This window comes from Nonomuraea sp. NPDC050328 (assembly GCF_044459405.1).
Lineage (GTDB): Bacteria > Actinomycetota > Actinomycetes > Streptosporangiales > Streptosporangiaceae > Nonomuraea.
This window is the reverse complement of record NZ_JBITIW010000004.1, coordinates 575,951-601,974: the sequence shown is the minus strand read 5'-3', so window position 1 is coordinate 601,974 and position 26,024 is coordinate 575,951. Positions and strand designations below refer to the sequence as shown.

At 73.0% G+C, this 26,024-nt stretch carries 29 protein-coding genes; 12 read left to right on the top strand and 17 right to left on the bottom strand.

Going from position 1 to position 26,024, the window contains the following annotated elements; translation table 11 throughout:
- Nucleotides 1–18 precede the first annotated feature (18 nt).
- A complete protein-coding gene (locus ACIBG7_RS19270) occupies nt 19–924 on the top strand; it encodes an AraC family transcriptional regulator (RefSeq protein WP_357933847.1) in 906 nt (301 codons plus the stop codon).
- Nucleotides 921–1,793 carry a GNAT family N-acetyltransferase gene (locus tag ACIBG7_RS19265; protein WP_397337077.1) on the top strand — a complete coding sequence of 291 codons (873 nt, stop codon included), beginning with the start codon at nt 921–923 and terminating at the stop codon, nt 1,791–1,793. Before ACIBG7_RS19270 ends, ACIBG7_RS19265 begins: the two co-directional genes overlap by 4 nt.
- 10 nt (nt 1,794–1,803) lie before the next feature.
- Here ACIBG7_RS19265 and ACIBG7_RS19260 read toward each other — a convergent pair whose 3' ends face one another.
- Genes ACIBG7_RS19260 through ACIBG7_RS19245 form a run of 4 tightly spaced genes read right to left on the bottom strand, consistent with a single transcriptional unit; the run spans nt 1,804 to nt 5,166 of the window.
- Complete coding sequence (locus ACIBG7_RS19260; protein ID WP_357933853.1) at nt 1,804–2,985, bottom strand: ABC transporter permease; 1,182 nt, start codon at nt 2,983–2,985, stop codon at nt 1,804–1,806.
- On the bottom strand, nt 2,982–3,635 hold the full coding sequence (locus tag ACIBG7_RS19255; protein WP_357933856.1) for an ABC transporter ATP-binding protein: 654 nt from the start codon (nt 3,633–3,635) through the stop codon (nt 2,982–2,984). Before ACIBG7_RS19255 ends, ACIBG7_RS19260 begins: the two co-directional genes overlap by 4 nt.
- Nucleotides 3,632–4,678, bottom strand: coding sequence for an efflux RND transporter periplasmic adaptor subunit (locus tag ACIBG7_RS19250; RefSeq protein ID WP_397337076.1), 1,047 nt, complete (start codon nt 4,676–4,678; stop codon nt 3,632–3,634). The genes ACIBG7_RS19255 and ACIBG7_RS19250 overlap by 4 nt, the downstream gene beginning before the upstream one ends.
- Nucleotides 4,675–5,166, bottom strand: coding sequence for a hypothetical protein (locus tag ACIBG7_RS19245; protein WP_357933861.1), 492 nt, complete (start codon nt 5,164–5,166; stop codon nt 4,675–4,677). Before ACIBG7_RS19245 ends, ACIBG7_RS19250 begins: the two co-directional genes overlap by 4 nt.
- Nucleotides 5,167–5,256: 90 nt before the next feature.
- Here ACIBG7_RS19245 and ACIBG7_RS19240 point away from each other — a divergent pair, with 90 nt between their 5' ends.
- Genes ACIBG7_RS19240 through ACIBG7_RS19230 form a run of 3 tightly spaced genes read left to right on the top strand, consistent with a single transcriptional unit; the run spans nt 5,257 to nt 7,685 of the window.
- The gene (locus ACIBG7_RS19240; RefSeq protein WP_357933863.1) at nt 5,257–5,898 is read left to right on the top strand and encodes a response regulator transcription factor; all 642 of its coding nucleotides are present in this window, start codon (nt 5,257–5,259) and stop codon (nt 5,896–5,898) included.
- Nucleotides 5,895–6,992, top strand: coding sequence for an ATP-binding protein (locus ACIBG7_RS19235; protein WP_357933866.1), 1,098 nt, complete (start codon nt 5,895–5,897; stop codon nt 6,990–6,992). The genes ACIBG7_RS19240 and ACIBG7_RS19235 overlap by 4 nt, the downstream gene beginning before the upstream one ends.
- Before the next feature lie 42 nt (nt 6,993–7,034).
- Nucleotides 7,035–7,685, top strand: a complete 651-nt coding sequence (locus ACIBG7_RS19230) for a sensor domain-containing protein (RefSeq protein ID WP_357933869.1) — start codon at nt 7,035–7,037, stop codon at nt 7,683–7,685.
- A gap of 16 nt (nt 7,686–7,701) precedes the next feature.
- On the opposite strand, the gene ACIBG7_RS19225 is transcribed toward ACIBG7_RS19230, so the two are convergent.
- Nucleotides 7,702–8,181: a GNAT family N-acetyltransferase gene (locus ACIBG7_RS19225; protein WP_357933872.1), complete on the bottom strand. Its 480-nt coding sequence runs from the start codon at nt 8,179–8,181 to the stop codon at nt 7,702–7,704.
- 26 nt (nt 8,182–8,207) lie between these two features.
- Between ACIBG7_RS19225 and ACIBG7_RS19220 the strand changes: the two genes are divergently transcribed.
- The gene (locus tag ACIBG7_RS19220) at nt 8,208–8,720 is read left to right on the top strand and encodes a CGNR zinc finger domain-containing protein (protein WP_397337075.1); all 513 of its coding nucleotides are present in this window, start codon (nt 8,208–8,210) and stop codon (nt 8,718–8,720) included.
- A gap of 13 nt (nt 8,721–8,733) precedes the next feature.
- On the opposite strand, the gene ACIBG7_RS19215 is transcribed toward ACIBG7_RS19220, so the two are convergent.
- On the bottom strand, nt 8,734–9,684 hold the full coding sequence (locus ACIBG7_RS19215; RefSeq protein ID WP_397337074.1) for a helix-turn-helix transcriptional regulator: 951 nt from the start codon (nt 9,682–9,684) through the stop codon (nt 8,734–8,736).
- Between the two features lie 58 nt (nt 9,685–9,742).
- Here ACIBG7_RS19215 and ACIBG7_RS19210 point away from each other — a divergent pair, with 58 nt between their 5' ends.
- Together ACIBG7_RS19210 and ACIBG7_RS19205 are read left to right on the top strand one after the other, a co-directional pair.
- On the top strand, nt 9,743–10,285 hold the full coding sequence (locus ACIBG7_RS19210; protein WP_397337073.1) for a DinB family protein: 543 nt from the start codon (nt 9,743–9,745) through the stop codon (nt 10,283–10,285).
- The gene (locus ACIBG7_RS19205; protein WP_397337072.1) at nt 10,282–10,866 is read left to right on the top strand and encodes a GNAT family N-acetyltransferase; all 585 of its coding nucleotides are present in this window, start codon (nt 10,282–10,284) and stop codon (nt 10,864–10,866) included. Before ACIBG7_RS19210 ends, ACIBG7_RS19205 begins: the two co-directional genes overlap by 4 nt.
- Here the strand turns inward: ACIBG7_RS19205 and ACIBG7_RS19200 are convergent.
- Nucleotides 10,841–11,587 carry a helix-turn-helix domain-containing protein gene (locus ACIBG7_RS19200; protein WP_397337070.1) on the bottom strand — a complete coding sequence of 249 codons (747 nt, stop codon included), beginning with the start codon at nt 11,585–11,587 and terminating at the stop codon, nt 10,841–10,843. The two genes, ACIBG7_RS19205 and ACIBG7_RS19200, sit on opposite strands and share 26 nt — an antisense overlap.
- A gap of 162 nt (nt 11,588–11,749) precedes the next feature.
- Here ACIBG7_RS19200 and ACIBG7_RS19195 point away from each other — a divergent pair, with 162 nt between their 5' ends.
- Both ACIBG7_RS19195 and ACIBG7_RS19190 read left to right on the top strand, forming a co-directional pair.
- On the top strand, nt 11,750–12,889 hold the full coding sequence (locus ACIBG7_RS19195; protein WP_397337069.1) for a DUF418 domain-containing protein: 1,140 nt from the start codon (nt 11,750–11,752) through the stop codon (nt 12,887–12,889).
- Nucleotides 12,886–13,101: a DUF4287 domain-containing protein gene (locus ACIBG7_RS19190; RefSeq protein ID WP_357933887.1), complete on the top strand. Its 216-nt coding sequence runs from the start codon at nt 12,886–12,888 to the stop codon at nt 13,099–13,101. Before ACIBG7_RS19195 ends, ACIBG7_RS19190 begins: the two co-directional genes overlap by 4 nt.
- 96 nt (nt 13,102–13,197) lie before the next feature.
- Here ACIBG7_RS19190 and ACIBG7_RS19185 read toward each other — a convergent pair whose 3' ends face one another.
- Nucleotides 13,198–14,313, bottom strand: a complete 1,116-nt coding sequence (locus ACIBG7_RS19185) for a serine hydrolase domain-containing protein (protein ID WP_397337068.1) — start codon at nt 14,311–14,313, stop codon at nt 13,198–13,200.
- 102 nt (nt 14,314–14,415) lie between these two features.
- Nucleotides 14,416–15,663, bottom strand: a complete 1,248-nt coding sequence (locus ACIBG7_RS19180; RefSeq protein ID WP_397337067.1) for a cryptochrome/photolyase family protein — start codon at nt 15,661–15,663, stop codon at nt 14,416–14,418.
- Nucleotides 15,664–15,737: 74 nt separating this feature from the next.
- Between ACIBG7_RS19180 and ACIBG7_RS19175 the strand changes: the two genes are divergently transcribed.
- The gene (locus ACIBG7_RS19175) at nt 15,738–16,643 is read left to right on the top strand and encodes a MerR family transcriptional regulator (RefSeq protein WP_397337066.1); all 906 of its coding nucleotides are present in this window, start codon (nt 15,738–15,740) and stop codon (nt 16,641–16,643) included.
- A gap of 8 nt (nt 16,644–16,651) precedes the next feature.
- On the opposite strand, the gene ACIBG7_RS19170 is transcribed toward ACIBG7_RS19175, so the two are convergent.
- The 7 genes from ACIBG7_RS19170 to ACIBG7_RS19140 all read right to left on the bottom strand — a co-directional run bounded on the left by ACIBG7_RS19170 (nt 16,652) and on the right by ACIBG7_RS19140 (nt 22,743).
- Nucleotides 16,652–18,109: an SDR family oxidoreductase gene (locus ACIBG7_RS19170; RefSeq protein ID WP_397337065.1), complete on the bottom strand. Its 1,458-nt coding sequence runs from the start codon at nt 18,107–18,109 to the stop codon at nt 16,652–16,654.
- Between the two features lie 3 nt (nt 18,110–18,112).
- Complete coding sequence (locus ACIBG7_RS19165) at nt 18,113–19,063, bottom strand: DUF523 and DUF1722 domain-containing protein (RefSeq protein WP_357933902.1); 951 nt, start codon at nt 19,061–19,063, stop codon at nt 18,113–18,115.
- 89 nt (nt 19,064–19,152) lie between these two features.
- Nucleotides 19,153–19,731, bottom strand: coding sequence for a hypothetical protein (locus ACIBG7_RS19160; protein ID WP_397337064.1), 579 nt, complete (start codon nt 19,729–19,731; stop codon nt 19,153–19,155).
- Nucleotides 19,732–19,741: 10 nt separating this feature from the next.
- Nucleotides 19,742–19,909, bottom strand: coding sequence for a CDGSH iron-sulfur domain-containing protein (locus ACIBG7_RS19155; RefSeq protein ID WP_357933907.1), 168 nt, complete (start codon nt 19,907–19,909; stop codon nt 19,742–19,744).
- 34 nt (nt 19,910–19,943) lie between these two features.
- Nucleotides 19,944–20,621: a HemK2/MTQ2 family protein methyltransferase gene (locus ACIBG7_RS19150; RefSeq protein WP_357933910.1), complete on the bottom strand. Its 678-nt coding sequence runs from the start codon at nt 20,619–20,621 to the stop codon at nt 19,944–19,946.
- A 35-nt stretch (nt 20,622–20,656) separates the two neighbouring features.
- Entirely contained in the window at nt 20,657–21,643 is a 987-nt protein-coding gene (locus ACIBG7_RS19145; RefSeq protein WP_357933912.1) for an iron-containing redox enzyme family protein, read from the bottom strand.
- Nucleotides 21,640–22,743 carry a glutamate--cysteine ligase gene (locus tag ACIBG7_RS19140; protein ID WP_397337063.1) on the bottom strand — a complete coding sequence of 368 codons (1,104 nt, stop codon included), beginning with the start codon at nt 22,741–22,743 and terminating at the stop codon, nt 21,640–21,642. Before ACIBG7_RS19140 ends, ACIBG7_RS19145 begins: the two co-directional genes overlap by 4 nt.
- A gap of 219 nt (nt 22,744–22,962) precedes the next feature.
- On the opposite strand from ACIBG7_RS19140, the gene ACIBG7_RS19135 reads away from it, so the two are divergent.
- Nucleotides 22,963–24,756, top strand: a complete 1,794-nt coding sequence (locus ACIBG7_RS19135; protein WP_357933918.1) for a discoidin domain-containing protein — start codon at nt 22,963–22,965, stop codon at nt 24,754–24,756.
- A gap of 91 nt (nt 24,757–24,847) precedes the next feature.
- On the opposite strand, the gene ACIBG7_RS19130 is transcribed toward ACIBG7_RS19135, so the two are convergent.
- Nucleotides 24,848–25,930, bottom strand: coding sequence for an acyltransferase family protein (locus ACIBG7_RS19130; RefSeq protein ID WP_397337061.1), 1,083 nt, complete (start codon nt 25,928–25,930; stop codon nt 24,848–24,850).
- Nucleotides 25,931–26,024: the final 94 nt, after the last annotated feature.

Genomic DNA, 26,024 nt, shown 5'->3' with positions numbered 1-26,024 from the left:
TGTTCTATCGTCTCACGCATGGACGCACTCGCCGGACTTCTCAGCGGCCCGCGGGCGCAGGGCGCCTTCCTCGTCCGGGCTCTGCTCGACCCGCCGTGGTCGATCCTGGTGCAGGACGAGGCGCCGCTGAGCGTCGTGGTCATGTTGCGCGGCGACGCGTGGGTCCTGCCCGACGTACGGCTCCGCCAGGGCGACGTGGTCATCACCCGCGGCCCCGAGCCGCTGACCTTCTGCGACGACCCGTCCTCCCCGGTCCAGATCGTCATCGACCCCGGCCAGCACTGCCGTACGCTCGACGGCCGCGAGCTGGTGCAGGAGATGAGCCTGGGCCTGCGCACCTGGGGCACCTCCCCCGACGGCGCGACGGCGATGCTGATCGGCAGCTACCAGCTCGACTCCGAGGTCAGCAAGCGGCTGCTGCGCGCCCTGCCGCCGCTGGTCGTCATGCCCGCGGTGGACAGCCCGCTGGTGGCGCTGCTCGACCACGAGATCGGCAAGGACGACCCCGGCCAGGAGGTCGTCCTCGACCGGCTGCTCGACCTGCTGGTCATCGCGGTGCTGCGCGGCTGGTTCGCCTCGCGGGACACGCACTGGTACCTCGCCTTCGGCGACCCCGTGGTGGGCCGGGCGCTGCGGCTGATGCACAACGACCCGGCACACCCGTGGACGGTCGCCGCGCTGGCCGAGCGGGTCGGCGTCTCCCGCGCCACCTTCGCCCGCACCTTCACCGACCTGGTCGGCGAGCCCCCGATGAGCTACCTGACCGACTGGCGGCTCACCCTCGCCGCCGACCTGCTGCGCGAGCCGGGCGCGACGATCGGTACGGTGGCACGGAAGGTCGGCTACGGCAGCCCCTTCGCGCTCAGCGCCGCCTTCAAGCGCGTGCGCGGCGTCAGCCCCCAGGAGCATCGAGCAGGTCGATGAGAGTTCGCCCCTACACCCACGCCGAGCTGCCCCGGCTCCTGGACGCCTTCTCCGGCTGGATCGAACGCGGCGGGCGCTGCGCCTACGACCACGTGGGCGAGGTGCCGCACCGCATCTACGAGAACCTGCGCGGCGACCCCGACCGCGTGCACCTGTGGGAGGACGGCGGCGAGATCGTCGCCCTGGCGCTGACGATGCGCTTCGGCGAGGCCTTCGACCTGTTCGTGGCGCCGGAGCTGGCCGGGTCGGAGACGGAGGCGGAGCTGCTGGAGTTCGCCGCGCGCACCACCGCGGCCTCGGGCCGGCCGTACGTGCTGACCGACGTGCTCGACTGTTCGAGCAGCCGCATCGAGCTGCTGCACCGGCTGGGCTTCGAGCGCTTCCGGGTCTGGGACCACGTGAACGACCGTTCCCTGGCCGAGCCGGTGCCCGAGGCTCTGCTCCCCTACGGCTTCACCGTACGGCAGGCGACCGGCAGCGACGCCTGGACGCTGGCCGAGGCGCACAACAGCGCCTTCGGCTCCGACTGGCGCGGGGCCGACTACGGCCGGCTGATCCTGGGCCGCGCGCAGGCCCCGGCCGTGGTCGCGGTCGACCCGGAGGGCCGAGTGGGGGCCTTCACCGTCGCCTGGACCGACCCGCGCAACGGGACCGGCCACTTCGAGCCGGTCGGCACGCACGCCGGCTTCCGCCGCCTCGGCCTGGCGCGGGCGGTCATGGCGCACGCGCTGGCCGAGATGCGGGCGGCCGGGCTGCGCTCGGCGAGCGTCAACCACAACGCCGAGAACCTCCCGGCCGCCGCCCTGTATCGCGGGCTGGGCTTCCAGGTCGCCCACGAGACCTACGGCTACCGGCTCAAGGTGTCCTGAGCGGGCGCTCTTACGTCGTGGTGAGCGCGACGGTGGGCGACAGGCGGGCGGCGCGCATCGCCGGGTAGATCCCGGCGATCGTGCCGATCACCAGGGTCGCGCCGACCGCGCCGAGGATCGCCCAGGGCGGCACGACCGGCGGCCAGTCCCGCCACACCGCGTACCCCATGGTCGCGGCCGTGCCCAGCACCGCTCCGACGGCTCCGCCGAGCGCCGACAGCAGCAGCGACTCGGCCAGGAACTGCGTCCGCACCTGCCCCCGCGTCGCCCCGAGCGAGCGCCGCAGGCCGATCTCCCTGCGCCGCTCCAGCACCGAGATGACCATGGTGTTGGCCACGCCGACCCCGCCCACCAGCAGCGCCACCGCACCCAGGCCGAGCAGCAGGCTGGTGAAAGCCCCGGCCGCGGCGGCCTTGGCGGCCAGCGCGTCGGAGGGACGGCTGACCTGCACCTCCTCGGGGGCCTGCGGGTTGACCGTGCGCGGCAGCAGGGTTCGCACCTGCTCGACCGCCTCGTCGGCCGAACGTTCGTAGACGGTCGTCGGATGCCCGTCGAACCCGAGGTACTTCTCCGCCGCCGGGAACCCGACCAGCGCCGAGCGCTCGATCTCCGGCGCGAGCGGCATCGGCCCGAGTACGCCGAGCACGGTGAACCAGCGGTTGCCGATCCAGACCCGCACGCCGGTCCTGGTGACGCCGAGCCGCTTGGCCGCCTCCGCGCCCAGCACGACGGCCGGCTGCCGGCCGGTGGCGTCGTTGAGCCAGGCGCCGGTGACGACCTCGCCCTCCAGCGTGGTGAGCAGCTCGGTGGAGGCGGCCTGGACGGTGATGCCGCCGGTGACCGCCTCGGAGATGTGGTTGGTGCGCCGCACCGAGGTGTCGACGACGCCGGTGGCGGCGGCGGTCTGGACCTGGTCGATCCGGCCGACCATGGCCAGGGCGGTCTCCGGCAGCTTGGCCTGCTCGCCGAAGACGGTCTGGCCGGGCGCGACGGTCAGCAGGTTGGTGCCGAGCCGGTCGAGCTGGCGCAGGAGCTGCTCGCGCGAGGAGGATGAGATGCCGATCACCGCGATCATGGTGGCGATGCCGATCGCGATGCCCAGCGCGGACAGGATCACCCGCGCGGGCCTGCTGCGCAGCCCGGCCGCGCCCACGCGCAGCACGTCGCCCGGCGAGAGGCGTGCCGGCTTCATGCCAGCCTCCCGTCGCGCACCCGTACCTGGCGGGGACACCACTCGGCGATGTCGTTGTCGTGCGTGATGATCGCGATCGTGGTGCCGGCGTCGTTGAGCTCCTTCAGCAGCCTCAGCACCTCCGCCCCGCTGGCGGAGTCGAGGTTGCCGGTCGGCTCGTCGGCCAGCAGCAGCGGCGGGTCGCCGACCACGGCCCGCGCGATGGCGACCCGCTGCTGCTCGCCGCCGGACATCTGGTTGGGCCGGTGGCCGAGCCGGTGCCCGAGGCCCACCCGGCGCAGCGCCGCCGCGGCCCGCTCGCGGCGTTCCCGGATTGGGACCCCGCTGTACAGCAGGCCGTCGGCCACGTTGTCCACGGCCGGGACGCCGGGCGAGAGGTGGAAGTGCTGGAAGACGAAGCCCAGGTGCCGGGCGCGCAGGGCGGAGAGCCGGCGGTCGTTGAGCGTGGCGACGTCGTGACCGGCGATGCGCACGGTCCCGCTGGTCGGCCGGTCGAGCGTGCCGATCATGTGCAGCATGGTCGACTTGCCCGATCCGGACGGTCCGACGATGGCCAGCAACTCCCCCTGCTCGACCTGCAGATCGACGCCGCGAAGGGCCTGGACGTTCCCGCCGTAGACCTTGGTCACCGCCTTCAGCTCGATGATCATGTCGCGGGCACCCCGACCTTCATGCCCTCGGTCAGACCCGGGCCCTCGACCTCGACCAGGCCCTCGGCGAAGGTGCCGAGCTCGACCGGGACGACCCGGCTGCCGCCCGCCTCGACGACCTCCAGCCCGAACCCGCCCTCGCGGGTGGCCAGCAGGGCCTCCACCGGGACGGCGAGCACGTTCTCGTGCTTCTCGCTCTGCAGCTCGACCTCGACCGGGGCCTGGTCGAGCCGGGTCTTCGGCTTCTTGTCCAGGGCGATCTCGACGTCGATGGTGGTGCGCGGGTCCTGGCCGCCGGAGGACTCGGCCACCTTGCCCACCTCGACGATGCGTCCCGAGACCGTCTCGCCGCCGGGCAGCTCGATCCGCGCCCGGGCGCCCTTCCTGGCCAGGGCCTGCTCGGCCGCGTCGAGGTCCACGTGCACCTGGAGCGTGGTGCCGCTGACGGTCATGATCTCCTGGCCGGGCCGCACCTTCGCGCCGACCTCGGCCTTGATCTCGCCGACCCGGACCGCGCCGGGCAGGAAGACGACCTGGCCGGCGGTGATGCGGCCGGTCTCCTCCAGGCCGCGGTCCTCCTGCCACTCCAGGACCGCGGCGTAGGTCTCGTAGTCGAACTCGTCCTCCACGTCCACGTCGTAGCCGAGGGCCTTGAGGTTGCGGCGGAGCTGGGTGATGTCGGGGCCGTCGCTCACGCCCCACGACAGCTCCCGGTAGAGGGGGAGCGTGCCGTACAGGAGGGTGACCGGTTCGCGGTCCACCTTGATCAGCGACTGGCCGCGCCGCACGATGCGGCCGGGGTCGGGGGTCCAGGTCACGGTGCCGGCCCGCTCGGTGGCGATGCGTTGCCGGTCGGCGTAGGTGAGCGTGCCGTCGACCTTCTCCCGGTCCACCAGGTCGCGGCGGGTGATCTCGGCCGTGGCCGCGACCGTGGGGGCGCCGGCGCTGGTGGGGGCGACGACCGGCTCGGCGAGGCCGAGCGCGAGCCAGCCGCCGGCCGCGATCACCCCGATCGCGGCCGCCGCGGTGAGGACCCGCCTCATCCCTTGCCGCCCGGCGCGTACTCCTTGCAGGCGGCCTGTGCCGCCTCGACCTTCTTCTCGCCGATGTCCTTGGAGATCTTGAACTCGATGCGGCCGTCCATGCCCGGGTCGTCCATCGGGACGCCGTTGTCGCGCATGCACTGCGCGAACTTGAGCAGCCGGTCGTGCTCCTCCTTGGACAGGCCGCCGGCCCGGTCGCCGACGGAGCCCTGCATATGCTGCTGGCAGGCCTTCTGCGCCTTCTCCACCTTCTCGCGGTCGCCGGGACCGCCCTGGATCTTGATCATGCCGTTGGCGCCGGGGTCCTCCATCTGCACGCCGTTCTCGCGCATGCACTGGGCGAACTTGAGGGCGGCCTGCTGGCGGTCGACGGAGGGCGAGGCGGAGGGCGAGCCGGTACCGGTACCGGCTCCCGTGGCGGTCGCGGTCGAGCCGCAGGCGGACAGGGCGAGGGCCAGCAGCAGGGCCGGCACGAAACGTGGCTTCATGCCGCACACTCCAGCGAGCCGGGCGCTAAACGTGGATAAGGCTCATAAGGCTTACCGGGGTCTAACACCCCGCACGGCAGGCTCAGCGGCATGAGAGTGCTGGTGGTGGAGGACGAGGAGCAGATGGCCGACGCGATCGCCCGCGGCCTGCGGCTGCACGCGATGGCGGTGGACGTCGCCTACGACGGGCGGGAAGCGCTCGAACGGGCCTCCTACGTCGACTACGACGTCGTCGTGCTCGACCGCGACCTGCCCGAGGTGCACGGCGACGAGGTCTGCCGCTCGCTCGGCGGGTCGAGCCGGGTGCTGATGCTCACCGCCGCCGGCCGGGTGCACGACCGGGTCCAGGGGCTGGGGCTGGGCGCGGACGACTACCTGGCCAAGCCGTTCGTCTTCGCCGAACTGGTCGCCCGCGTCCGCACCCTGGGGCGGCGGGTGGGCCGTCCGGAGACGCCCCCGCTGGAGCGGCGCGGCATCGTGCTCGACCCGGCTCGCCGTACGGTGGCCAGGAACGGCGCGGCCGTGGGGCTCAACCGCAAGGAGTTCGACCTGCTGCGCGCCCTGCTGGAGGCCGGCGGCGAGCTGGTCAGCTCGGCCGAGTTGCGCCGCCGGGTCTGGGACGAGTTCGCGCCCGACTCCGGGGTGCTGCGGGTGACCATGACCTCGTTGCGCCGCAAGCTGGGCACGCCCTCGGTGATCGAGAACGTGCCGGGTCGGGGGTATCGCCTGTGAGACGGCTCGGCCTGCGCACCCGGCTCACGCTGATCTACGGCGGGCTGTTCTTCCTGGCCGGGGCGGTGCTGGTGTGGTTCTCGCACCTGTTCAACACCCGCTCGCTCAAGACGAAGATCGTCGGCGCGAAGCCGGTGGACGCCGCCTCCGCCGACGTCCTGTTCGAGAAGCTCTCGACCGTCGAGGACGGCGTGCAGCAGGACATGCTGCGCACCTCGATCACCATCCTGGTCATCGTGGGGCTGGTCGCGCTGGTGATCGGTTACTTCGTCGCCGACCGGGCCCTGCGCCCCCTCGACCTGGTCACCCAGACCGCCCGGCGGCTGTCGGAGAGCACGCTGCACGAGCGCATCGGCCTGGAAGGACCCGACGACGAGGTCAAGAAGCTCGCCGACACCTTCGACGCCATGCTCGACCGGCTGCACCGCGTCTTCGACAACCAGCGGCGCTTCATCGCCAACGCCTCCCACGAGCTGCGCACCCCGCTGGCGATCAACCGGACCGTGCTGGAGGTCTCGCTGGAGGAGCCGGACAGCTCCGAAGACCTCCGGACGCTGGCACGCACGCTGCTCAGCACCAACGCCCGCTACGAACGGCTGATCGAGGGGCTGCTCCTGCTCGCCGAATCGGCCGAGGAGCTGGGTGTGCGCCGGCCGGTCGAGCTGTCGGCCGTGGTGAAGGCGGCGCTCGACCAGCTCGACCTGGCCCGCAAGCGCTCGGTCACCATCCACCACGACCTCTCGCCGGTGACCGTGGAGGGCGACCCGCTGCTGCTCGAACGGGCCGTGTTCAACCTGCTGGAGAACGCGGTCAAGTACAACCACCGCGACGGCGAGGTGTGGGTGCGCGTCGACGGCACCGGCTCGCTCGTCGTCGAGAACACCGGGCCGGCGGTCGCGCCGTACGAGGTGGACGACCTGTTCGAGCCGTTCCGGCGGGCGCAGGGCGAGCGCGTGCGCTCGGCCAAGGGCGCCGGGCTCGGCCTGTCCATCGTCCGCGCGATCATGGACGCCCACGGCGGTACGGCCAGCGCCCGCGCCCGCCCGGACGGGGGCCTGGCAGTAGGGCTGGCCCTACCCCCGGTTCGCCGGTGAGCAGGATCGAGCCGCCAGGCCCCGATCCGTAGTTTTATGGGCATGAACTCCCTCCAGCGCCTCACCGCCGACACCCGCTACTGCCTGGCCGGACTGCCCGCCTCAGCGCTGTCCTTCAGCGTCACGATCGCCGGCGTCGCCGCCGGAGTCGGCAGCGCGGTCGCCTTCGTCGGCCTGCCCGTCCTGGCCGGCACCGCCGGCGCCGCCCGCCGCTTCGCCGACTTCGAGCGCGGCGGCCTCGCCGAGGTGATCGACCGGCCGCTGGCCGTGCCCGACTACTCCGAGGCGCCGAGCTGGGCCGGGTGGTTCCGCCGCACCATGCACCCGCTGACGCGCGGGCAGGCCTTCCTCGACCTGCTGCACGCGATCATCAACTTCCCGTTCGCCATCGTCGCCTTCGTGATCACCGTCACCTGGTGGGCCGGCGCCATCGCGGGGCTCACCTTCCCGCTGTACGGCTGGATCCTGTACAACCTGTCGGAGTCGCAGACCACGCTGCCCGAGCTCCTCGGCCTCGGCGATGGCCTCGGCGCCTACCTGGGCTTCAGCACCCTGGCCGGGGTGCTCTTCGCGCTCACCCTCATCCCGGTCGTCCGCACCGCCACCCTCCTGCGCGCCTCGCTGGCCCAGGCGCTGCTCACCCGGCCCGTGTACGGCACGCGGCCCCGCCCGATGGCCATGGCCGCCCTCTGACCAGCCCGCCGGCTCGTCACGGCTTCCAGCACAGCGCGGGGTCGGGATGGTCGAAGAAGCCGAGCTCCCGGTAGAGCGGTTCACCCTCCCGGGAGGCGAACAGGTCCACGCGCACGGCCTCGCGTTCCCGGAACCAGTCGAGCAGCCCCTGCATGATCGCGCGGCTGTGGCCGCGCCGTCGGTGCGCCGGATCGGTGACCACGCCGATCACGTGCCCGATCCGGCCGTTGCGTGAGTGCGGGCCGGGAAACCACTGCTCGATGGTGCCGATGCCGCAGGCGGCCAGGCCGCCGACGCCGTCCACGACCAGGATCCGTGCGTCGTCCTGCGCCAGTTTGGCCTCCAGGACCGAGGCGAGGGCGTCCCGCCAGTCGTCGCCTGCCGACGAGGGGTTGAAGAAGTCGCCGCCGAGGTCCTCGAACAGCAGGGCCCGCAGGCGGACGAGCTCGGCGATGTCGTCCTTGGACGCCTGCCGTACATCGGGGTGATGGGTCATGCGGATCAGATTGATGTAATGGTCTTATGCGCTTCAACCCTTACGGCGAGGATGCGGTGAACCTGGCCGCGCATCTGGCCAACCGGCGCCCGGCGACCGCTGAGGAACTCGCGGACCGTTGCCGGGCGGCGGGGCTCGTGCTGGAGCGGCCGGCCACGCCTGAGGACGTGGACCGGGTCCACGCCGTTCTGGAGAGGTGGGAGAAGGTCGTCGACGCCGCCGGCGAGCACGAACGCGCCGAGCTGGTCAATCGCATGCTGGCGGAGTCGGCCGCCTACCCCCGGCTGACCGACCACGCGGGGACCGGCTGGCACCTGCACTACCGCGACGACCGGCAATCGCTCGGCTCGGTGCTGTTCGCGCTCATCTCCGTGGGGACCGCGTTGCACCTGGTGGGGCGAGGGATGCACCGGCTCGGGCGGTGCGCCGTGACCGAGTGCGCCACGATCTTCGCCGACACCTCCCGCACCGGACGGCAGCGGTACTGCTCGCCGCGGTGCGCCAACCGGGACGCGGTCCGCCGGCACCGGGCGGGCTGAGCAGCCGCGGCGGTCACGCCTCCGAAGCGGCCAGCAGCCGTTCGGCCAGCTCGCGTACGGCGGCGCGGAGCTCGGGGCAGCCTGCCACGCGGAACGGGGCCGGGAGGACGGCGAGTTGCTCGGCGTACCAGGCCGGGTTGCTGGTGGTGCCGGTCAGCCGGCACGACTGCGGGGAGAGGTCGGTCAGCAGCCCGAGGGCGCGGGGCAGGCAGCGGGCGGCGAGCGCGGCGGGGGCGTGGATGAGCACGTCGACCTCATAGTCCCAGCCGACGGCGAGGTGCTCCTCCAGCACGGCCACGGGGTCGAGGCCGGCGGGCGGGTCGAAGGTCGCGGGGAGGGCAGCGACGGCGGCCATGCGGTCGACGCGGTAGGCGCGGCGGGCGGAGGCGGTGTGCGACCAGCACAGCAGGTACCAGCGGCCGTGCCGGACGACCACGGCCCAGGGGTCGACCTCGAACTCGCGGGTGGCTCCGCCGCCGGTGCGGTACGCCAGCCGTACCCGCTGGTGGCGGGAGCAGGCCTGGACCAGGGCGGTGGTCAGGTGCGGGTCGGGGCGGGCGGCGGCGCGGTCGGGAGCCGGGGCGGTGGTCCGGCGGACCGCCTCGACCTGGGCGGCGACCGGCGCGGGCAGCGCCCGGACGATCTTGCCGAGGGCGGCGCCCACCGGCCCGTCACCGGCGTCGTGGTGGCCGTCGAGCACGGCCATGACCAGGCCGAGGGCCTCGTCGGCGGTGAAGACGAGCGGCGGGGGCCGCAGACCGCGGCCGACGCGGTAGCCGCCGTAGGGGCCACGGGTGGACTCGACGGGGATGCCGGCCTCGCGCAGGATGCCGACGTAGCGGCGCGCGGCCCGCTCGGAGACGCCGAGCCGGTCGGCCAGGGCGTCGGCGCGGATGCCGGGCTGGTTCTGCAGCAGTTCGAGGGCGAGAAGGGCCCGCGCGGCGGGACCGGCGTCAGATTTCACCGAACACGCTCACAATCCGGCAGTAGACCGTCCGGAATGGAATCTAACATCGCCCGACATGGAGAAGAACCTGCTCGACACGTCGATCGAGGAGCCGGCCATGGACGCCGGGGAGGTCGAGATGGCGCTGTTCGCGCTCGACCGCTCGCGGGCGCAGTTCGCCTGGAAGGTGGGCGGCCTGGACGCGGAGGCGCTGCACCGGCGGCACCCGCCGAGCGCGATGACGCTCGCCGGGCTGATCAAGCACCTGGCGCTGGTGGAGGACGAACGGACCTGCGTCGACCTGCTGGGCCGGCCCCTGGGTGAGCCGTGGACGAAGGCCGACCCGCAGGGCGGCTGGGCGGTGGACGGGGACAGCCCGGAGGAGTTGTACGCGCTGTGGCAGGGCGCGGTCGACCGCTCGCGGGCGGCTCTGGCCGAGCTCCTGCCGCACGGCGGGCTCGACCAGCGCTCGAAGTTCAGGACGCGGGACGGCGAGTCCCCCAACCTGCGGCGCGTGCTGACCGACCTGCACGACGAGTACGCCCGGCACGTGGGCCACGCCGACCTGTTCCGCGAGGCGATCGACGGCCTGGTCGGCGAGGACCCGCCGCAGGCATGAGCAAGCTCACCATCGTCCCGGCCAACGAGGCCTCCTGGGCGGATCTGCAGGCGATCTTCAGCGTCCGCGAGGCGAGCCGCTGCCTGTGCCAGCGCTTCAAGGTGGAGGGCTGGATCTGGCGCGACTCCACCCTGGACCAGCGGACCGCGGCGCTGCGCTCCCAGACGGCGGCGCCGGAGACCAGCGGGCTGGTCGCCTACCTCGACGGCGAGCCGGTCGCGTGGGTGGCGGTGGAGCCGCGCGTCGCCTACCCGAAGTTGCGCACGTTGCGGGTGCCGTGGAGCGGGCGTGAGGAGGACAAGGACGACGAGGGCGTCTGGTCGGTCACCTGCTTCGTGGTGCGCAAGGGGTATCGGGGCCGGGGGCTGACCTACGAGCTGGCACGCGCGGTCGTCCCGTACGCCAGGGAGCGGGGGGCTCGCGCGCTGGAGGCGTACGCGATGCTCACCCAGCCGGGCAAGGAGATCACCTGGGGCGAGCTGCACGTGGGCGCGGTGCAGGTGTTCGAGGAGGCGGGCTTCACGGAGGTGTGCCGGCCGACGCTGCGCCGGGTGATCATGCGGGTGGAGTTCGGTCCTTGACCGCCTCGCCGGACCTGCGGGCGGCGAAGACCTTGCGCCAGTGTTCGGCGGATCTGAGCATGTCGTCCATGAGGTGCCCGAGCAGCCGGCTCATGTCGTCCAGGCGTGCGCCGGCCGGGGTGCCGGCGCCCATGACGGCGACGCCCTGCCGCGAGGTCTCGACCAGGGCCGCGTTCGCCTGCACGCTGGCCAGCCAGGACCGGAGCCAGACGTCGTCGTCCACGACGTACAGGTCGCGGCGGCGGCGCGGGTCGCGACGCCTGGTGAGCAGTTCCTGGCTTTCGAGGAAGCCGACCGCCAGGGAGATGGACGCCGGGCTGACCTGGAGCCGGGCGACGAGCTCGGCCGCGGTGAGGGTGCCGCTGTCGGTGAGGTAGAGCGTCACCATGACCCGGGCCGCCATCTGCGGCATGCCGCCGCTGACCAGCACCTCGACCAGGCGTTCCTCGAAGGCGCGCACCGCGCGCGGGTCGCGGCCGAAGGGGTTGGGGATGGCCGGGACCTTGGGGGCGGCCGGGCCGGAGCGCTTGGCCCGCTTGCCGGTCTCGCGCTGGGCCCGGTCGGCGCGGTAGGACTCCGGGCCGCCGTTGCGCGCGACCTCGCGGCTGATCGTCGAGGTCGGGCGGTCGAGGCGGCGGGCGATCTCGGCGTAGCCCAGCCCTTCGGCCAGACCGGCGGCGATGTCCTTACGGTCCTGCGCGGTCAGCCGTCCTCCGGGCATCCAGGTGTCCTCCGTTGCGTTCGGTTCCGAGGCCATTGCAATAGTGCCGTTGCGTTCAGGCGGAGACTCGATGCAATTCTCGGACTCTTTATCCTGCACAAACGGAGCAATTCCTCAGATTATGGATTGATCGAAGCTTGAATGCAACGTAGCGTTCGCCAGGTGTTGAACAAGACTCGCTCGCTCGCCCCCGACCTGGCCCGCGGCTTCATGTTGCTCCTCATCGCTCTGGCCCACGCGCCCGCCTTCGTCGGCGACTGGAGCGGCCCCGCCTGGCTCGCGTTCACCAAATCACTGATCGCCGACAACCAGGCCCGGGACATGTTCATCTTCCTGTTCGGCTACGGCCTCGGGCAACTGGCGCACAGCCGCCGGGCCAAGGGTTTGGAGTGGATCTCCACCCGCAAGCTGATGCGCCGCCGGGCCTGGTGGCTGGTCGCGATCGGCCTGCTGAACACCGCGCTGCTGGTGCCGTTCGACATCATCGCGGTCTACGGGCTGACCCTGCTGGCCCTCGCTCCCATGGTGCGGGCCAGGGACTCGGTCCTGTGGTGGACGGCCGGCCTGACGCTGATCCCGGCCACCCTGCTGCTGGCCTGGCAGAGCGTCATCGCCCAGGCCGGGCCGGTCACCATGACCTCCTTCATGGCCGGCACCTTCGGCGAGCACCTGATCGGCAACCTCCCCACCTGGCCCGGCAACGCGCTGGCCGGCACCATCATGGTCGTCCCCGGCATGCTGGCCGGCATCTGGGCCGCCCGCCGCCGGCTGCTCGACGAGCCCGAGCGGCACCTGCCCCTCCTGCGCCGGCTCGCCTACGGCGGCCTCGCCCTCGCCCTGATCGGCCGGCTGCCCGCCGCGCTCCTGGCCGCCGGCGCCTTCCCGCTGCCCGCGACGCCGCTGCGCTGGGCCATCGCCGTCGGGCACGACCTGACCGGGTACGCCGGCGGCGTCGGCATGGCCGCGGCCATCGGCCTCATCGCCGTGCGTATCCACCGCCGTGGCCCGCTCACCACCGCCCTGACCGCCCTGGGCCAGCGCTCGCTGAGCTTCTACCTCTTCCAGGCCGTGGTGTGGGTCGTGCTCTTCTACCCCTTCGGCCTCGGCCTGCACGACGACCTGAGCTTCGCGGCCACCTTCGTGATCGCGGTCGCGGTCTGGGTCGTCTCGCTCCTGCTCGCCTGGCTGATGCACGCCGCCGGGTACCGCGGACCCGGTGAGGTTCTCCTGCGCAAGCTCGCCGACCGCCCGGAGACCCCCGTGTCCTCGCAGGTGGAGGCCCCTGCCAGACTTTCCCCATGACCGCATCGACCCCTGCCAAGGGCGACCCGAGCAGCTACTTCCCGGCCATCGAGAAGAAGTACGGCAAGCCCGTCCAGGAGTGGCTGGACCTGATCCAGGCCTCTCCCCTGACCAAGCACATGGAGCTCGTCTCCTGGCTGAAGACCGAGCACGGCCTGGGCCACGGTCACGCCAACGCGCTCGTCGCGCACTTCCGCGCCCAGCAGGGCTAGGTCGCGAACCAGTTGGTGATCTCCGGCATCTAAGCAGGTGAGAGTTCGCCTGCGTGCGGCTGGCGGCTCTCCTCCGTGACGGGCCGCCGCCCCGACCTACCGGTCGCGGGCGGCGTTTCCGCACAGGGCCCGATCCACCAGCTCCCTCAGCTTGGTCTCCACGGCCTTCGGCAGCGGGTAGGCGTTGACCGCCACCGTGGCCCTTCGCCCGTCGGCCGTGGCGCCGGCCAGCGTACGGTAGCCGTAGAAGCTGCCGCGATGGCCGTACCAGACGCCTTCGCAGGCCCGGGACGGCGTGCTCACCAGGCCCAGCCCGTACCTCGCCCCTGGCCAGAGGCGGTTGCCGGTCGCCACGCCCTCCCGCATCCGGGCCAGCACGTGGTCGGGCAGCAGCCGGCCGTCGAGCAGGGCGGCGAGGAAGCGGTTGACGTCGGCCGGCGTCGAGATCAGCGCCCCGCTCGCCCCCGCCAGGCTGGGGTGGAAGCTCCTCGTCACGTCCGCCGGGCCTTCGGGCAGCGGGAAGTAGCCGTGCGCGTGCCGTCCCGGGATCTTGGTGGTGTTCCCCGGCCAGGAGCTGTCCCGCAGCCCGAGCGGGCGCAGGATCCGCCGGGTCACCTCGCGGCAGACGTCGTTGCCGGTGACCTTCTCCACCAGCAGGCCGGCGACCAGGTAGTTGGTGTTGGAGTAGTGCCACTCGCCGCGCGGCGTGCTCTTCAGCCGGACGCCCCGGGCGACCAGGTCGGCGGCCTCGTACCGCTTCAGCCGCCACTCGTCGGCGCGGCCCAGGTCGAGGGCCTTGGTGTAGTCGCCGAGCCCGCTGGTGTGGTCGAGCACCTCGCGGACGGTGATCGCCGCCGGAACCAGGCCGGGCAGGTAGTCCACGACCGGCCGGTCCAGCTCCAGCCGCCCCTCGGCGACCAGTTGGAGGACGACGGTCGCGGTGAAGGTCTTCGTCACGCTGCCGATCCGGAACCGCTCGTCGCCGCGCATGGCCCGCTCGCGTCCGAGCTCGGCCCGGCCGGCCGCCGCGGTCCAAGGGCGGCAACCGGGCCGTTCCACGGTCAGGACCGCGCCGATCACCTTGAGCTCGCGCAGCAGCGCCCGGGCTTCGCTGTGCTCGCACGGGTCCGCGTCCGCCCGGGCGGGCTGGGCCAGGGCGGTCACCGAGGCCGCCAATGCCAGCGCGATCATGATTCTTCCGGCTCTTCGCATGAGGCGATCATGAGTCGGCGACCGGTCCCGCCGGATCGGCCGTTCGGGCAGAGCCCCTCCTTCGCCAGGCCGAGGCGTCCGGTCGTCCGGACGCACGAGGGCTCAGGCCAGAGGGACGGGATAGTCGCCCATCGGGTGGCCGGACAGCCAGGGTTCGTGGATCACCGAAGCCGGCAGGCCGGCCAGTTCGGGCACGTAGCGGCGCACGTACTCGCCGTCGGGGTCGAACCGCCTGGCCTGGCGGAGCGGATTGAAGGTGCGGTTGGGGCGGGTGTCGTTGCCGGTCCCCGCGACCCACTGCCAGTTGCCGCAGTTGTTCGCCACGTCCCCGTCGAGCAGCAGCTCGTGGAAGTGCGCGGCGCCGATCCGCCAATCGAGGCGCAGGTGCCGCACCAGGTAGGAGGCGGTGATCAGCCGGGCGCGGTTGTGCATCCAGCCCTCGGCGAGCAGTTGCCGCAGGCCGGCGTCGACGATCGGGACGCCGGTCAGCCCCTGCCGCCAGGCCTCGGCCGCGTCCGGGTCCTCGCGCCATCGGTGGCCGCGCGGGCGGTAGTCGCGCCGGGCGATCTCCGGGAAGGCGGCGGTGACCTGGTGGTGGAAGTCGCGCCAGCACAGTTGCCGGGTGAAGTCCTCGTTGCCGGCCGCGGCCAGCTCCAGCGGCGACAGGCAGCCGAAGCGCAGGTAGGGGCTGAGCCGGGAGGTACGGTCACCCGCCAGGTCGTCGTGGCCGTCGGCGTAGCCGTCCAGGCCGGTGTCCAGCCAGGCGCGCATCCGCTCGCGGCCGGCCGACTCCCCGCCGCGCATCGCGCCCCAGCGTGGCCCGGCCTCGGGCAGCTCCCCCGCCTCCACCCCGGCCGGCACGGCCAGCCGTTCCGGCACCGGCGCGGGCGCCCGCCGTGCTCGCCGGCTCCAGGCCCGCCAGTAGGGCGTGAAGACCCGGTAGTGGTCCCCGCCCCCGCCCGGCCGCAGCTCGCCGGGCGGCACCACGGTCACACCCGGATGGAACCGGACGTCGAGGCGTTCGGCGGCCAGCCGCCGCTGCCGGCGTTGCGCGAGCGCGCTGACGTCCGCGCTGGCGTGGACGGCCTCGGCGCCGACCTGGCGGGCCAGCCGCAGGGTCTCGGTCACGGTGTCCCCGCGCCGGACGAACAGCTCCCCGCCCCTGGCCCGCAACGAGGCCCGCAGGTCGGTCAGGCAGTCGAGCAGGAAGCTCGTGCGCCGCCCGGCCGGGATCGCCGGGTCCAGCACGAACAGCGGAACGACCTGCCGGGCGGCGGCGCAGGCGGCGGCCAGGGCAGGGTGGTCGTGGACCCGTAGGTCCCGGTTGAGCAGTACGATCGCGGTCTCCATCACCAGGAATTCGTCAGGGAGCCGCCCGCGGTTGCAACCTGCCGGACCTGGTGTCCGAAGGAATGGACGGAGCGATGGCTGAGCAACGGGACACGAGCGACGAGGAGGGCTACGGCATCGGAGCCGTGGCCCGGCGGCTCGGCGTGCCCGCGCCCACGCTCCGCACCTGGAATCTGCGCTACGGCATCGGTCCCAGCCGGCGTAGCCCCGGCGGGCACCGCCGCTACGACCGGGCCGACCTGCGGCGCCTGGAGGAGATGAGCCGGCTCATCCACCAGGGCGTCCCGCCCGCCGAGGCCGCGCGCGAGGCCCTGCGCGGGACCCCGGCCCCGGCGTCCGAGCCCGCGGAGCCGGCTCCGGCCGTAGAGCCGGGCGCGGCCGTGCCGTCGGTCGCGATGCTGAGCCGCGCGGCGGTGCGCCTGGACGGCCGGACCCTCGACGAAGGGCTGGCCGCCGCGCTCGCCCGGCACGGCGTGGCCTGGACGTGGGCGCACCTGGTGGTGCCGGTCTTTCGCGCGATCAGCCGGCGGCAGGCGCAGACCGGCGCGGGGATCGAGGTGGAGCACGTCTTCTCCGACCGGGTCCTGGCCGCGTTGCATCCGCTGCTGGCTACCGGCCGGGCGGCGGGGCGGCCGGTGCTGCTCGCCTGCGCCGAGGAGGAACAGCACAGCCTGCCCGTGTACGCGCTGGGCGCCGTGCTGGCCTCGGCGATGGGGGTGGACGCCCGGGTGCTGGGGGCGCGCGTGCCGTACCCGGCGCTGGCCGACGCCGTCCGGGCGCTGGGGCCGAGCGCGGTCTTCGTCTGGTCGCAGCAGGAGGAGACCGGCGATCCCGCGCCGCTGGCCGCCCTGCCCGCGGTGCGGCCGCCGTACCGGCTCGTGGTCGGCGGGCCGGGCTGGCACGCGGAGTTGCCGCGCGGGGTGGTCAGGGTCGACTCCCTGGACGCCGCGGTGAGCACGCTGGTGGCCGCGGCCCGCTGACCGGCTGGTCAGGAGGGCCGTGACGCGGCGGCGGCGAGGTTGGCCGGCATCCGGCCGAAGATCACCCGGTGGAACGGCACCAGGCACCACCAGTACAGGTGGCCGAACAGGCCGTGCGGGTGGAAGATCGCCCGCTGCTCGTACACCGTCCGGCCGTCCTCGGTCCGCACGCCCAGCTCCAGCCAGGCCACGCCCGGCACCAGCATCTCGGCGCGCAGCCGCAGCAGCCGCCCCGGTTCGATCTCCTCCACCCGCCAGAAGTCGTTGGCGTCGCCGACGCGGAGCCGGCGCGGGTCACGCCGGCCGCGCCGCAGCCCCACGCCGCCGACCGCCCGGTCGAGCACGCCGCGCAGCTTCCAGGCGGTGGGCAGCGAGTACCAGCCGTTCTCGCCGCCGATGCCCTCGATCACCCGCCACAGCGCCTCCGGCGCGACGTCGCTGGTCAGGGTGCGGCGGTCGATGTAGAGGCTGCCGCCGGCCCAGTCGGGGTCGCTGGGCAGCGGGTCGCTGGGCGCTCCGGGTGTGGAGGCGGACGTCCAGCGGGTCGCCACGTCCGCCTCCTTGATCTTCTGCAGCGCCAGCTTGACCGCCAGCGAGAAGCCGATCAAACCCTCGGGCGGATCGGGGACGTAGCGGGCGATGTCGTGCTCGCGGCAGACGGTCTCGTTGCGCAGCCCCTCCACCAGCGGGCGCGCGATCGAGGCGGGCACCGGGGTGACCAGGCCGACCCAGTGGCTGGACAACCAGGGGCTGAGCAGCGGCACCGGGATGATCAGCCGGGGCGGCAGCCCGGCCGCCGCCGCGTAGCCGTGCATCATCTCGCCGTACGTCAGCACGTCGGGGCCGCCGATGTCGAAGGCGCGGTTCACCTCGTCCGGCACGTCCGCCCAGGCGCGCAGGTAGCGCAACACGTCGCGGACCGCGATGGGCTGGGTCCGGCTGTGCACCCAGCGCGGGGTGGTCATCACCGGCAGCCGCTCGGTGAGGTGGCGCAACATCTCGAAGGACGCCGAGCCCGAGCCGATGATCACCGCCGCGCGCAGCACCACGGCCGGCACCGGCGCGTCGAGGAAGATCCGCGCCACCTCGGCCCGGGACCGCAGGTGCGCGGAGAGCGCCCCCTCGCCGGACAGGCCGCCCAGGTAGACGATCCGGCGTACGCCCGCGGCCTGCGCCGCCGCCGCGAAGACGCGGGCCGCCTCCCGGTCGGCGCCGGCGAAGCCCTTGCCGCCGCCCATGGTGTGGATCAGGTAGTAGGCGACCTCGACGCCCTCCATCGCCGCCCGCGTCGCCTCCGGGTCGAGCGCGTCGGCGGTCGCGATCTCCGTACGGCCGGCCCACGGCAGGTCGCGCAGCCGGCCGGGCGAGCGGACCATGCACCGCACCCGGTGCCCGGCCTCCAGCAGCTCGGGCACGAGCCGCCCGCCGATGTAGCCGGTCGCGCCGGTCACCAGGCAGAGGGCCACGGCTCAGCCCCTTTCCGGCGTGTGGTTGCGCAGGCGGAGGTCGTCAGGGTACGGGGCGAAGTAGGTCTGGTCGCGCACCCACGCCGCGCCCTCGCCGCGGGCGTGGTGCCGCATCAGCGTGGCCGGCACGCTGAGCGGCACCTGGCCCGCCTTGTAGGCGTCGATGACGCCGAGCAGGTCGTCCCGGCGGACGGGGTCGAGATCGAGCATGCCCAGGCAGTGGTGGAGCACGTTGACGTTCCGGCCCGGGCTCGGCTTCTTCGCCAGGATGCGGCGGAAGACCTCGCCGTAGCCGCCGGCCACCTCGTACGGCTCCGCCGAGCCGGCGCGGGCGACGATCCGGCCGGCCTCGCGGTAGAGCTGGGGGTCGTGCGCGAGCAACTGCATCTTGTGCCGGGCGTGGAAGGCCACCAGGTCGCGCGGCTTCCAGTCGCCCTGCCGCAGCTCGCGCAGCCGGGCATGGGCGAAGATCCGCTCGACGAAGGCCTCGCGCAGCAGCGCGTCGTTGAGCCGGCCCTCATCCTCGACCGGGAGCAGCGGGTGGGCGTCGAGGACCGTGCCGGCGAACAGGCCCCGGTTGCGGCGCTCGACCGGCGGGCCGTCGGGGCCGGGGTAGACGGGGATGCCGTGGATGCCGCAGCTCGGGCTGCGGGCCTTGAACACGTACCCGTCCACGTCGAGTTCGGCGGCTCTCCGGCGGGCCAGCTCGCGCATCTCGTCGGTGAGGTCGCGGCGGGTCTTCCTGGTCATCAGGCGGGGGCCCGCCGGGGAGGTCTCCAGGCGCAGCGTCTCGCGGGGGGTGCCGAGGCCGGCCTCCATCTCGGGGCAGATCCGCACCCAGTCGACGTACGGGTCGAGCGGGCCGGCGAGGAAGCGGTCGCGGCTGTGGCCGCCGTTGAACCGGACCGGCTCGCCGACCAGGCAGCTCGACACCGCCACCCGTGGCCTGACCATGACCCCACCTCCCCGTCTGGAGAAAACCTACTCACAACTTATTCAATCTGCCCTCGACAGGCGCGCGCAACCAACTCGGGGGAGATCGTCTACCACTGCTCGCAGGAGACGAAGTGCACCAGCCGGGCCCGTCCGACCGGGTCGAGCTCGGTGCAGGAGTGCGTGCCGTCCGGTGCGGGCGCCAGCTCGAACAGGTGCCGGGCGCTGTCCCGGAACGCCTTGGCGCTGCCGGTCATGAACAGGGTCTCGGCGTGCACGTGCTGGTGGAACAGGTCGCGGTTCTCCCGGAAGTGCACGGCCGCGTGATCGATTTCGGGAGCCCTCCAGCCCACCTCCACGGTCCGCGCCCGTCCCGCCCCCAGCCGCCCGCGCACCTCCTTCCACCGCGACGGCCTGAACTGCAGCGAGTGATGCACCAGCACCAGGTCCAGCCGCCGCCCACCACCCACCGAAGCCGGTACGGCGTTGCCGCGCAGCGGCACATGCACCAGCGCGTGCGGTGAGGCGGCGGCGAGTTCCCACAACGCGCCGATCCGCCGGGCGGCCTCCTGGTCGAGGTAGGCGTCCAAGGAGCGGTCCTCGTCGAGCAGGACCGCGTGTCGGAGCGGCCGGGCCGGGCGCAGCACGGTGAGCCGGTGCACCTGGTGGACGGTGAGGGCCAGCTTCATCGCCCCGACCCTACTCGTCGGATTCGGGCTCCTCCGTCCTGACCCGGCGGCGGTGGCTGGTGTCGCAGAACGGGTAGGTACGGCTGCGGCGGCAGACGCAGAGCGCGACCAGGAAGCGGTCGGAGCGCACGGTGGTGTCGTCGTCGAGGGTGATCTCGACCGGTCCCTCGACCAGCATGGGGCCGCCCTGGACCAAGGCGACCCTGGTGTCGTCAAGCGGCCTGCGCGGCCGCGGCGTGTCGCCGGGCACGGATCACCACCAGTTCCTCCTCGCACTGGCCGGGCTCGATGAGCCCCTGGGCGGCCAGTTGGGCGGCTCGGGCCCGCATGACCGGGCCGAAGCGTTCGGGACGGCGCGCGTCCACGGTGGCGCGGAGCCCGGCCTCACGCAGGTGGCGCAGGGAGGCCTCCACCCCGCAGAGAGCGGAGTGCACGATGAGCAGGGTGCCGCCGGCCGCCAGGTGGCGGGGCGCGGCGGCGCAGATGCGGTCCAGGAGCCGCCGGCCGTCGAGGCCGGCGTCCCAGGCGCGGGCGGCGCTGTGCGAGCCGGGCGGCCTGGAGCGGCCGGCGACGTAGGGCGGGTTGGCGAGGATGACGTCGAACTCCTCACCCCGCAGCGGTTCGAAGAGGTCGCCGCGCAGGACCCGGACCCGCAGGCCGCGCACGGTGGTGTTGAACCAGGCGGCGAAGGCCGCCCGGAGGCTGACGTCCACGGCGGTCACCTGTGCCGCCACGGTGTGCCGTGCGGCCAGCACCGACATCAGGCCCGTTCCCGAGCAGATGTCGAGGATGCGAGCTCCGGGACGCAGGTCCAGACGCGAGAGCGACTCGGACAGCAGGAAGGTGTCTCCCTGCGGCCGGTAGACACCCGGCGGTCTCAACAAGAACATGTCTCACGAAATACCGCAATTCGGACGTTCCAAACTCAAGGCAGCGGGCTGAGCAGCGAGGACGCCGGTTCCGCCGCACGCCACGACGCCAGAACGTGCTCGCCGAACCGGTCCTCCAGGAAGCCGGTCGCCTGCACCCCGAAGGTCACGTCGGCGGCCAGTTCCGGCTCGCGGGCCAGCAGGTCGCCCAGCACGTCCCGGCGCAGCACCTGCTCGTGCACGGCGTCCGCCTCGACGTGCTCGGTGTAGAACAGCGTGCCGCGGGGCCCGACGCCGAGCCGCTCGGCCGCCTGGGCCAGCCGGCGGGCGCTCGGCGAGGTGGTGATCTCGGCCGCCGCGAAGTGCCCGGCCAGCGCGCCGCGCAGCGCCCGGTGCAGGCCGAACAGGCTCATCATGTTCACCACGGCGAGCATCCGGGCCGGGGCCACGTCGAGGTAGGCGCCGTAGGCCGGATCGAGGTCGAGCTCCTCCATCAGGTCGGCGAACAGCTTGGAGTGCATCATCTCGGCCCGGCCGCCGCCGAACTCGTCGAACTCCACCGCGACCAGCGCCGCCTTGGCCTTGCCGGTCAGCCGCGGTATCACCCAGGCGTGCGGGTCGGCCTCCTTCAGGTGGTAGATCGAGCGGTGGGCCACGTACTCGCGGAACTGCCAGCGCTCCCCCTGGTCGCGCAGGTGGTAGGAGATGCCGTCGCCGTCGATCGGCTCGACCAGCAGCTCGTCCAGGACGCCGGTGACGTCGTCGCCGCCGGCCACGTTCGCCCGCAGGGCCGTCAGGAAGACGCGTTCGAGCTCGCCGCGCACGCTCAGCAGCCCGGGATGCCACTCCCAGGCGTCGTCCACCCCGCCGAAGCCGCGGTAGTGCAGCTCGTAGCAGGTGTAGAGGGCCAGGTGCAGGTCTTCGCCGAACGGGTCGCACTCGTCGGCGGCGGGCACGGCCGGATCGCGGCCGCTCAGCATCCCGACGACGGCGGCCGACATCGGGCCGCGCGGGACGGGCAGCTTCGGCGTGACGTCGTTCATGAGGTCCCTCCGTCGATCGTGAGCAGCCGGACGACCGGCGCCTCCCCCTCGCGAGCGGCCCGGCGCTGCCGCCCTGCCCCGTCACCCTCGTTCCTCACCCGTTCGAGCAGTTCCTTTACCTCGGCGAGGTCGTCCCGTTCCGCCAGCGCGGGTCCCACGTGGCCGAGCAGGTTCTCGACGAGCTGCCAGGCGGGGGCCGGGCGGCCGGTCGTCAGGTCGACGCCGGGGCCGTCCATGCCGTAGCGGGCGGCGTTCCAGACGGCGGCCGCGCACAGTTGCGCGTCCGGCCGGGCGGGTGGACGGCCGGCGCCCAGGTCGTGCAGGGCGGTCCTGACCAGGGCCCGGGACAGGGCGGCCTGGAGGATCGCGTCATCGGCGGTGGCCGCGGCGTCGGCGACCCGGATCTCGATCGTGGGCAGCTTCGAGCCCAGCCTGGCCAGCCAGAACGACATCGACGCGTCGGCCAGCACGCCGCAGTCCACCAGGCGCTCGACGGTCTCGTCGTAGCCGGCCGCCGAGGCGAACACCGGCTGGACGCCGGAGCCGGGGAAGCGGGACTGCTGGACCATGCGCCAGCTCGCGTAGCCGGAGTCGCCCGCCGCGCCGTACGGGGAGTTGACCGAGAGCGCGAGCAGCACGGGCAGCCACGGGCGCAGGTGGTTGAGGACGGCGACCGCGGTCTCGCGGTCGGCCACGCCGACGTGCACGTGGCAGCCGCAGCTCTGGTAGTCGGCCACCACCCCGGCGTAGACGCGGCCGATATGCGCGAAGCGGTCGCCGGGCGTCAGCTCGGGTGGCGGTCCGGCGACGACCGGGGTGCCGGTCGCCAGGAGGGCGAGCCCGCAGGCGTTCGCCGCCTCGGCCAGGTGGGCTCTGCCGTACTCGATCTGGGTCCTCAGCTCGGCGAGCGTGCCGCAGACGCCGGTGGCGGCCTCGACCTGGGTCTGGAAGAGCTCGCGGTGGAAGCCTCCGCCCGCGTCCGCCCAACGGTGCCGCCCGGCCCGGTGCAGCACCTCGCCCGCCCGCGTGGCAGGCTCCCGCGTGGCCGGGTGCAGGAGGAGGAACTCCTCCTCGACGCCGACCGTGATCCCGTCGTCCATCTATGCCGTCTACCCGGTGGGGGCTGGAGCATGCTGCCCTTAACCTGGGATTTATCTTGGACTCCTTAAATAGTCATCATTCACCCTCTTGCGGTCGGGAAGATTTTTCCCGATGATCCAGGTTACAGCGGCAGCGCCGACCCTTACATATTTTGCAGACCATCGAAAGTGCTCTGCTAGGCCTGCCCGGACCGCACCCCCACCCGGAAGAGGACCTCGATGCGCAGACTGATCCCCCCGATGGCCGCCGCGCTGGCGCTGGCCGCGCTGACGGTGCCGGCACCGGCTTCGGCCGACCCCGGCCCCAAGCCCGGCGCCTACCGCCTGGAGTGCGAGGGCGGTCAGCAGCCCGGCAACTCCTGCGTCGTGGTGGCCTCCGGCAAGAGCCGGCCCAACCACGTGGAGGAGTACATCACCACGGTCAAGACCGGTGAGCAGGTCTGGGCGCGCGACACCGTCTACAGCCGGGACGGCCAGGCGCGCAGCCGCCCCTTCCCGCTGCCCAAGGGCGAGGTCACGGTGGACGTCTCGGTCACGCCGATCCACCAGAAGCGGGTCGGCACGCCGCTGCGGCTGATGGCGTGGAACCTCTTCGTGGGCGGCACGTTCGACCGCAAGGAGACCACGGGCGAGAACCTCGCCCAGATGATCGAGTACATGAACGAGGTCAACCCGGACATCCTCTTCGTGGTCGAGGCCTACGGCTCCAGCCAGAAGATCCTCGACGGGCTGAACGCCGGCCGCGCCGAGGGCGACCGGTTCTCCGCGGTGATGATCACCCAGCCGGAGGACAACAGCCACAACGGCGACAACCTCTGGCTGTACACCAAGCTGAAGGTCGAGAAGGTCTACCCGCGCTACGCCGACGCCGACATCGACTCCTTCAACTTCGGCGGCGCCCGGTTGAGCCTGCCCGGCGGCAAGCACGTGCACGCCTTCAGCATGTGGACCTGGCACGACGGCTGGGCCTACGGCGACACCCACAACGCGGCCGTGGAGAACACGCACGGCCTGCCGCGCAGCAAGACCAACGAGCAGATCCTCGCCGGCGACTACGAGCGCCGCATGGCCATGGGCAAGGCCATCATCGAGAAGGCCATCCCGTTCTTCACCGAGAACGACGGCGCGCCGATCGTCATGGGCGGCGACCTCAACGCGCAGTCCTACCTCGACTGGACCGAGCAGTTCGCCAACGCCCCCGGCCACGGCGGCCTGGTGCTGCCCTGGCCGTACACCAAGCAGTACGACGACGCCGGCTTCATGGACACCTTCCGCTACGCCAACCCCGACGCCGGCCGCTTCCCCGGCCGCACGTGGAGCCCGTTCCACGGCATGGGCGCCATCCCGGGCCGCATCGACTACGTCTTCGCCCGCGGCGAGGAGGTCCGCATCCTGGGCTCGCGCGCCGACGTCGACCGCCTGCCGCGGCACCGCAGCAGCTGGCTCAACCCGCAGTACCCCTTCTACTCCGACCACGGCTCGGTCATCACCGACATCCTCATCCGCGGCGAGGGCCCCGGCCCCACCCGCGAGCCGGTCTCGGAGGAGGTCGGCAAGGCCCGCGAGATCTGGCCCGCCGAGCCGGCCGGCCGCCGCATCCCGCCGGCGGAGCTCACCGCCACCGCCAGCACCTTCAAGCCCGGCATCGGCGACCCCAAGCGCGCCGTGGACGGCAACCTGACCACCGACTTCCACTCCGACTACCCGGTGGTCCCCCCGCAGCCGCACACCATCACGGTCGACCTGGGCCGGGTCAGGGAACTGTCCGCAGTGCGGTTCCAGCCCAAGCTCCGCACCAACATGAACGGCACCATCCTCAAGGGCATGGTGCAGGTCAGCGACGACGGCGTCACCTTCAGGGACGTCAAGGCCGTCGAGTGGCTCCGGCTCACCTCGCCCAACGACGTCAGCCTCCAGGGCGTCTCGGCGCGCTACATCCGGCTCCGCTCGGACTACGGCATCGGCGGCGCCTCCGCGCTCGCCGAGATCCTGCCGTACGAGGTCGTGCGCTGACCTGATCACCCCGTAGCCACACCCCGGCCGCCCGTTCCGACCGAACGGGCGGCCGGACTCGTTCCCTTGCTGACCATGGGCTCCGCTACGCTCACCGCCTGACCCCGCGCACGACCGCCGCGAGGGCGGTTGTGCTCAGCCCCCGCACGATCGCCGCCAGAGCCCAGCACAGCGGGACCGACACCGCGCCCACCAGGACGAACTTCGCCAGCGGCCCGACGTCGAGCCCCGACAACGCCACCGAGACCGCCACGAGCACGACGGCGTGCAGCACGTAAACCGTGTAGGCGTTGGCCGCCAGGAACCGGCCGAGCGCCGTCGGCGGTCCGGCGAACCGGTGGGCGAACAACGCCAGCACCCCCACCGACATGCCGACGCCGTAGACGCCGTCGAAGATCCCGTGCGCCACCCGCGCCAGGAGCGAGCCGTCCAGGGTGAGCGGGACGAGCGCGACCACTGCCACCGCCGCGGCCCCGAAGCCCCAGCCGGCCGCCCGCGCCGGCCACTCGGTGAGCCAGCCGCGCCGCCAGGCCAGCACCCCGGCCGCGAACATGCCCACGTACTGCGGCAGGTAGGCCGGCACCGGGAACTGCACCAGCGGCACCCGGTCGAGCGGCTGCGCCACCCGCCAGGCGACGCCGAGCACCACGAGCGCCAGCGCGAAGCCGATCAGCGTGCGAGCCCGCAGCGGCGAGCCCGGGCGCTCCCCCGGCGGCCGGTGCAGCAGCACGTACGCCGCGGTGAACAGCAGCAGCGCCGCCAGGAACCAGCCCGGCCCCTGCTCCAGCTCCCGCAGGTAGAAGTCGAGGTACCCGCCCTGCGGCGCACGCAGGTAGCCCGGCAGCTTGGCCAGCGGCACGACGACGAAGACGATCAGCAGGAGCGGAACCCCCAGCCGGACCGCCCGATCGCCGAGCACCCGCCACCGGCCCCGCCGCTCGACGGCTCCGGGCAGGAAGTAGCCGGAGATCAGGAAGAACAGGCCCATGGCGAAGGTCTGGTTCAGGAGCATGAACAGGTCGAGCAGCCGGCCCCACCCGCTCCCGTCCGGCTCGTGGTGGTACCACAGCGGGAAGCTCCCGTAGGTGAGCGCGACGTGGTGGAGCACGACGAGCACGGTCAGCAGCACCCGGACCCGGTCGAGGTGGGCCATGCGTACAGCGGTGACAGTCATGTCCAGGACGCTAGGAACGCCGCCCGGCCCGGAGAACCGGCCTGGCCCCCCGGCCGTCTGGGGGCTGGCCCCCATACCGCCGGCCGGACCGGCG